Source organism: Rhizobium sp. TBD182 (assembly GCF_001950375.1).
In the GTDB taxonomy this organism is placed as follows: Bacteria; Pseudomonadota; Alphaproteobacteria; order Rhizobiales; family Rhizobiaceae; genus Agrobacterium; species Agrobacterium tumefaciens.
The window spans coordinates 22,803-28,043 of the sequence record NZ_BDLN01000009.1 but is presented as its reverse complement, the minus strand read 5'-3'; the positions used below and the strand labels follow the sequence as shown (position 1 = coordinate 28,043).

5 protein-coding genes and 2 pseudogenes are annotated in these 5,241 nt (G+C 60.0%); all 7 read right to left on the bottom strand.

Annotated features, from left to right (window positions below; translation table 11 throughout):
* A pseudogene (locus tag T18_RS27825) lies at positions 1-489 on the bottom strand (biotin/lipoyl-binding protein); the annotation flags it as partial.
* Positions 490-854: 365 nt separating this feature from the next.
* Positions 855-1,847, bottom strand: coding sequence for an ABC transporter substrate-binding protein (locus tag T18_RS21480; RefSeq protein ID WP_003513879.1), 993 nt, complete (start codon positions 1,845-1,847; stop codon positions 855-857).
* A 21-nt stretch (positions 1,848-1,868) separates the two neighbouring features.
* The gene (locus T18_RS21475) at positions 1,869-2,741 is read right to left on the bottom strand and encodes an ABC transporter permease (protein WP_038491992.1); all 873 of its coding nucleotides are present in this window, start codon (positions 2,739-2,741) and stop codon (positions 1,869-1,871) included.
* Positions 2,738-3,613 (bottom strand): ABC transporter permease, encoded by an 876-nt coding sequence (locus tag T18_RS21470; RefSeq protein ID WP_038491990.1) that lies wholly within the window; start codon positions 3,611-3,613, stop codon positions 2,738-2,740. The genes T18_RS21475 and T18_RS21470 overlap by 4 nt, the downstream gene beginning before the upstream one ends.
* Positions 3,614-3,835: 222 nt before the next feature.
* Positions 3,836-4,630: an ABC transporter ATP-binding protein gene (locus tag T18_RS21460; protein WP_003513873.1), complete on the bottom strand. Its 795-nt coding sequence runs from the start codon at positions 4,628-4,630 to the stop codon at positions 3,836-3,838.
* On the bottom strand, positions 4,627-5,070 hold the full coding sequence (locus T18_RS21455) for an NUDIX hydrolase (protein WP_019565127.1): 444 nt from the start codon (positions 5,068-5,070) through the stop codon (positions 4,627-4,629). The genes T18_RS21460 and T18_RS21455 overlap by 4 nt, the downstream gene beginning before the upstream one ends.
* Positions 5,067-5,241: pseudogene (locus T18_RS27820) on the bottom strand (dihydropyrimidinase); the annotation flags it as partial. The gene T18_RS21455 and the pseudogene T18_RS27820, both read right to left, overlap by 4 nt.

Here is a 5,241-nt window from a genome sequence, read left to right as displayed (position 1 = left end):
GGTTTTTTCCGTCTCGGAGACGGAACCGGAACCGCTCTGGCCGAGCTTGGCGGCGCGGTCGCGCTGGCGAAGGGCATCCGCCTTGTTGGCCTCAGCCTCCAAAACCTGCGCCTTGGATTGCGCAACGGCGGCCTGCGCCTTGGCCCTGTTGGCCTCAAGCTGGCTTTTTTGCAGGAGAAGACTGTCCGAGGAAAGCACGGCCAGAACCGCATTGGCCTCAACCCTGTCGCCGATATCGACGTTCAGTTCGTCGATCGACAGGCCGTCGACCAGCGGCTGTACATAAATTTCGTCCACGGGCCTGATGGTACCGGTGGCGATGATGCGGTCCACGAGATCGCGTGTTGCGGCGTGTGCGACGATGATGGAAGGCAGGTTCTGCTGTTTGACCGGTTCCTGCACTTCTCCCTCGGCCACGGCCGAAAATGGCAGGGCCGTTGCGGAAAGAAGAAGGAAAACAAAGCGGTTAAACTTGACTTTATGCTGCATGTGTCTTGGCTCGCGCAATATTCGATCGCATGTCCTTCAGCCTGAAGGCGTGTTTTAAAAGGTCATGCGGCAACGAATGTGAAACAAGGGATCACAATACTTCCTTCTCGATCCTCCCGATTCAAACGCCCCTCAACGCGAATCTTAAGCACCTTTGCCTCGTGCTTTTTTACAAGATCAAATTCGGCAGTCTTGTTGGCGGGGACTCTAATTGTTGTTGCTATACAAATCAATCCGCATAGCCCCGAGGGTTGATATACATTTTTGTATATGGCCGAGTGTTGTAATTCATCAAACGGGTCACCAGCGCGCAAAAAAACGCGCGGCGATGGCCGCGCGTTTCCATGTTTTCGGCTTCGACGTGGCTATTTCAGCGCCGCATCGGTGATTTCAGTGGTGTAGGCGCCTGTCGGCTCCTTGGTGATGACGGGATCGGAACCGCCGCCGAGCAGCGTCTTGACGGTGCGCTCGTAATCCGCCTTGTCCAGCGCGCCCTTCGAGCCGGCGGTCAGCTTGGCGACTTCGCCCATCATGCGCTTCTGGTGCTTTTCGGTCTGGGCGCCGGAGGCGTCATTTTCAAGAACGATACCTGCTGCATCGTCAGGGTGTTCTTCCGCCCACTTCCAGCCCTTCATGGAAGCGCGGACGAATTTGACCATGTCTTGCTTGAACTTGGCGTCCTTCAGCTTGTCTTCGAGAACGTAGAGCCCGTCCTCCAGCGTTGCCACGCCTTCGTCCTCATATTTGAAGGTGACGAGTTCCTCCGGCTTGATGCCGGCATCAATGACCTGCCAGTATTCATTATAGGTCATGGTGGAAATGCAGGCGGCCTGCTTTTGCAGCAGCGGATCGACGTTGAAACCCTGCTTGAGGACCGTGACGCCATCCGCGCCGCCGGTGGTCGGGATTTTCAGGTGCGCCATCCACGACAGGAACGGATATTCATTGCCGAAGAACCAGACGCCGAGCGTCTTGCCCTTGAAATCTTCCGGCTTGGTAATGCCGGTTTCCTTGAGGCAGGTCAGCATCATGCCTGACGTTTTGAACGGCTGGGCGATGTTGACGAGCGGCACGCCCTTTTCGCGGGTGGCGAGTGCCGATGGCATCCAGTCGACGATCACATCCGCGCCACCGCCGGCCAGAACCTGCGCAGGCGCAATATCCGGTCCGCCCGGCTTGATATCGACATCGAGGCCTTCGGCTTCATAAAAGCCCTTGTCCTTGGCGACGTAATAACCGGCGAACTGTGCCTGGGTGACCCATTTCAGCTGCAGGGTGATCTTGTCGGCCGCCTGAGCCTCAAATGCGCTCAGAAGTGACGCGCCGGCAAGAAGCATGGAGGCAAGTTTCATTTTCATCGCTGTTCCCTTTTTCGTTATTTACGTTCGTCCCCCACGGACGGACGGATGCCAGAAGGTGACGGCGCGCTCGATGAGCGCCACCAGACCATAAAATCCTGAGCCTGCGAGCGCCGCCACGGCAATTTCTGCCCAGACCATATCGACATTGCTGCGGCCCATTTCCGCCGAGATGCGGAAACCCATGCCGACGATGGGCGTGCCGAAGAATTCCGCGACGATGGCGCCGATCAGCGCCAGTGTGGAATTGATCTTCAGGGCGTTGAAGATGAAGGGCCAGGCGGCGGGCAGGCGCAGTTTCAGCAATGTCTGCCCCCAGCCTGCGGCATAGGTGCGCATCAGGTCGCGTTCCATGTGGCTGGAGGCGGCAAGCCCTTGAACCGTATTCACCAGCATCGGGAAAAACGTCATGATGACGACGACAGCCACTTTCGACTGCCAGTCGAAACCGAACCACATGACCATGATGGGAGCAATGCCGACGACCGGCAGGGCGGAGACGAAATTGCCGATGGGCAGAAGCCCGCGTTGCAGGAAAGGCGAGCGGTCGATGAGGATGGCGACGATGAAACCGAGGCCGCAGCCGAGCACATAACCTGTCAGCACCGATTTGAGGAAGGTCTGGCGGAAATCCGCCCAGAGGATCGGTAGCGAGCCGAGAAGGCGGGCGAGGATGGCGCTCGGGGCAGGCAACAGGATGGGTGGGACGGAGAAGCCGCGCACCACACCTTCCCAAAGCGCGAGAATGGCCAGCCCGAAGAGAAGCGATACGGCCATGCGGCTCATTCGCTTTGCCGACTGTGATGCGAAGGTGTGGCGCACCAGCCATTCGTTGGAGGCCCAGGCGGCAAGCCAGAACAGGATTGCGCCAATAAACCAGACGGGATTTGTCATGGCCGCGCTCCCATTCTCTTGAGGACGGCAGCGTGGGCGATGCCGATGATCGATACCAGAATGGCGGCCACACCGGCGGCCATGAACAGCGCTGCCCATATCTGCACGGTCTGGCCGTAATAGGAGCCGGAGAGCAGACGCGCACCGAGGCCTGCGACAGCGCCCGTCGGCAATTCGCCGACGATGGCCCCGACCAGCGCAATCGCAATGGCGATCTTCAGCGAGGTGAAGAGATAGGGCAGGGCAGACGGCCAGCGCAGCTTCCAGAAGATTTGTGCGGGCGAGGCATTATAGGTGTGCATCAGGTCCAGCTGGATGGTTTCGGGGCTTCTGAGGCCCTTCACCATGCCGACGACAATCGGGAAGAACGAGAGATAGGTGGAAATCAGCGCCTTGGGCAACAGCCCGGAAATGCCGATGGAATTCAGGACGACGATGATCATCGGCGCGACGGCAAGGATGGGGATGGTCTGGCTGGCGATGATCCACGGCATGACCGAGCGGTCCATGGCCCGATTGTGGATGATGGCGACGGCAAGCAGGATGCCGAGCACCGCGCCGATGGCGAAACCGAGGAGCGTGGCCGAAAGCGTGACGCCCGCGTGATAAACGAGGCTGCGCTTGGAGGTGATCGCCTTGTTGACGGTGGTGTCCCACAGTTCCGCGATGATCTGGTGCGGGGCGGGGAGAACCGGGCGCTCCTGTGCGAAGGTTTGCGGCAGAAGCTCCATGAAGCTCGGCGTCTGGCCGGCGCGGTTTGCCTGATCGCGGACGAAGGGCATGTTGAGGTAGATGACGGAAAGGTGCCAGACGATGAGGATGGCGAGGAGGACGGTGAGGATGGGGAGGACGCGGTGGCGGAGGAGGGTCATTGCGGCGCCCTCGGTGGGTGGGGGGTATTGCCAATCCGTGGTTGGGGCTTACCCCCCTCTGTCCTGCCGGACATCTCCCCCTCAAGGGGGGAGATCGACTCGTGGTTGGGTATCGCCCATCTCAGAGGTTGAAAATGAAACAATGGTAGCGCCTCCTGCCGATCTCCCCCCTTGAGGGGGAGATGCCCGGCAGGGCAGAGGGGGGTAATGCTGGCGATGACGTCACCCCTCATAGCTATGCCCCGCCTTCAGCCCCTCACGCACGCGATGCGCAATTGCCAGAAATTCCGGAGTCTCCCTGATCTCGAGCGGCCTTTCCCTTGGCAGCGTGGATTCGATGATATCCGTTACCCGGCCGGGCCGTGGTGACATCACGACGATCTTGGTCGAGAGATAAACGGCTTCCGGGATGGAGTGGGTGACGAAGCAGATGGTCTTGCCGGTCGTATCCCACAGTTTCAGCAGCTGTTCGTTCAGATGGTCGCGGACGATCTCGTCCAGCGCGCCGAAGGGTTCGTCCATCAGCAGCAGGTCGGCATCGAAGGCGAGCGCGCGGGCGATGGAGGCGCGCTGCTGCATGCCGCCGGAAAGCTGCCATGGGTATTTCTTGCTGAAACCGCTGAGATTGACGAGATCGAGCGTGCGGTCGATGCGCTCCCTCTGTTCGGCCTTCGTATAGCCCATGATTTCGAGCGGCAGCGCAATGTTCTTTTCGATGGTCCGCCACGGATAGAGTGCGGCGGCCTGAAAGACATAGCCGTAGGACCGGTCCTTGCGGGCGTTTTCCGGCGTGGTGCCATTGACGGTGATATCGCCGGATGTGTGCTTTTCTAGATCGGCAATCACCCGCAGGAACGTGGTCTTACCGCAGCCGGAAGGGCCGATGAAGGAGACGAACTCGCCCTTGCCCACTTCCAGATCGACATTGGAAAGCGCGTGCACCGGGCCATCGCCGGTTTCGAAGGTGAGGCCGAGATTTCTGGCGGAAACGACCGAATAGGACGAGGCTTGGTTCATCGTGGCTTGTTTCCACTTTCCGTCAGGGCTGCGCGTGCCAGCGGCAGCATACGTGTTTCCGTGAGTTTGGCGATCGGCAGATTGGAGGCCGCATCCAGATCGAGCCAGCGCACCTCCTCTATCTCGGCCTGCGGGGTAACGTCGATATTCAGTTGGGCGACGAAGGCATGGGCCACGACCTCCGCCCCTGTCTCATTGGCGGCCTCCTCCCGAAAGATGCCCTCATATCGCGCGGCATTTTCAGGAAGCGTGAGGCCGATTTCCTCGGCAAGTTCACGGTGAAGCGCCTGCTCAGGCGTTTCACCCGGATCGATCTTGCCGCCCGGCTGCATGAATTGCGTGGTGCCGCGCTTGCGCACGACAAGCATTTGCCGCCGCGCATTCAGGAGAACGGCGGCAGCGATGACGATTTCGCGTTTCGGATCGGTGCTCAAGGTCATACACCCGATGCCGGAATGCCGCTGCGTTCCACCTTGCGTGGCGCGACGAGCTCTTTCCATGTGGACAGCGCCTTGCTGACGGCGGGATAGGGATCACGGGCGACGAACGTGCCGTGACCTTCCTGCGTCTTCACCGTGCTTTCCTCGATGCTGACGATGCCGCGCGACAGG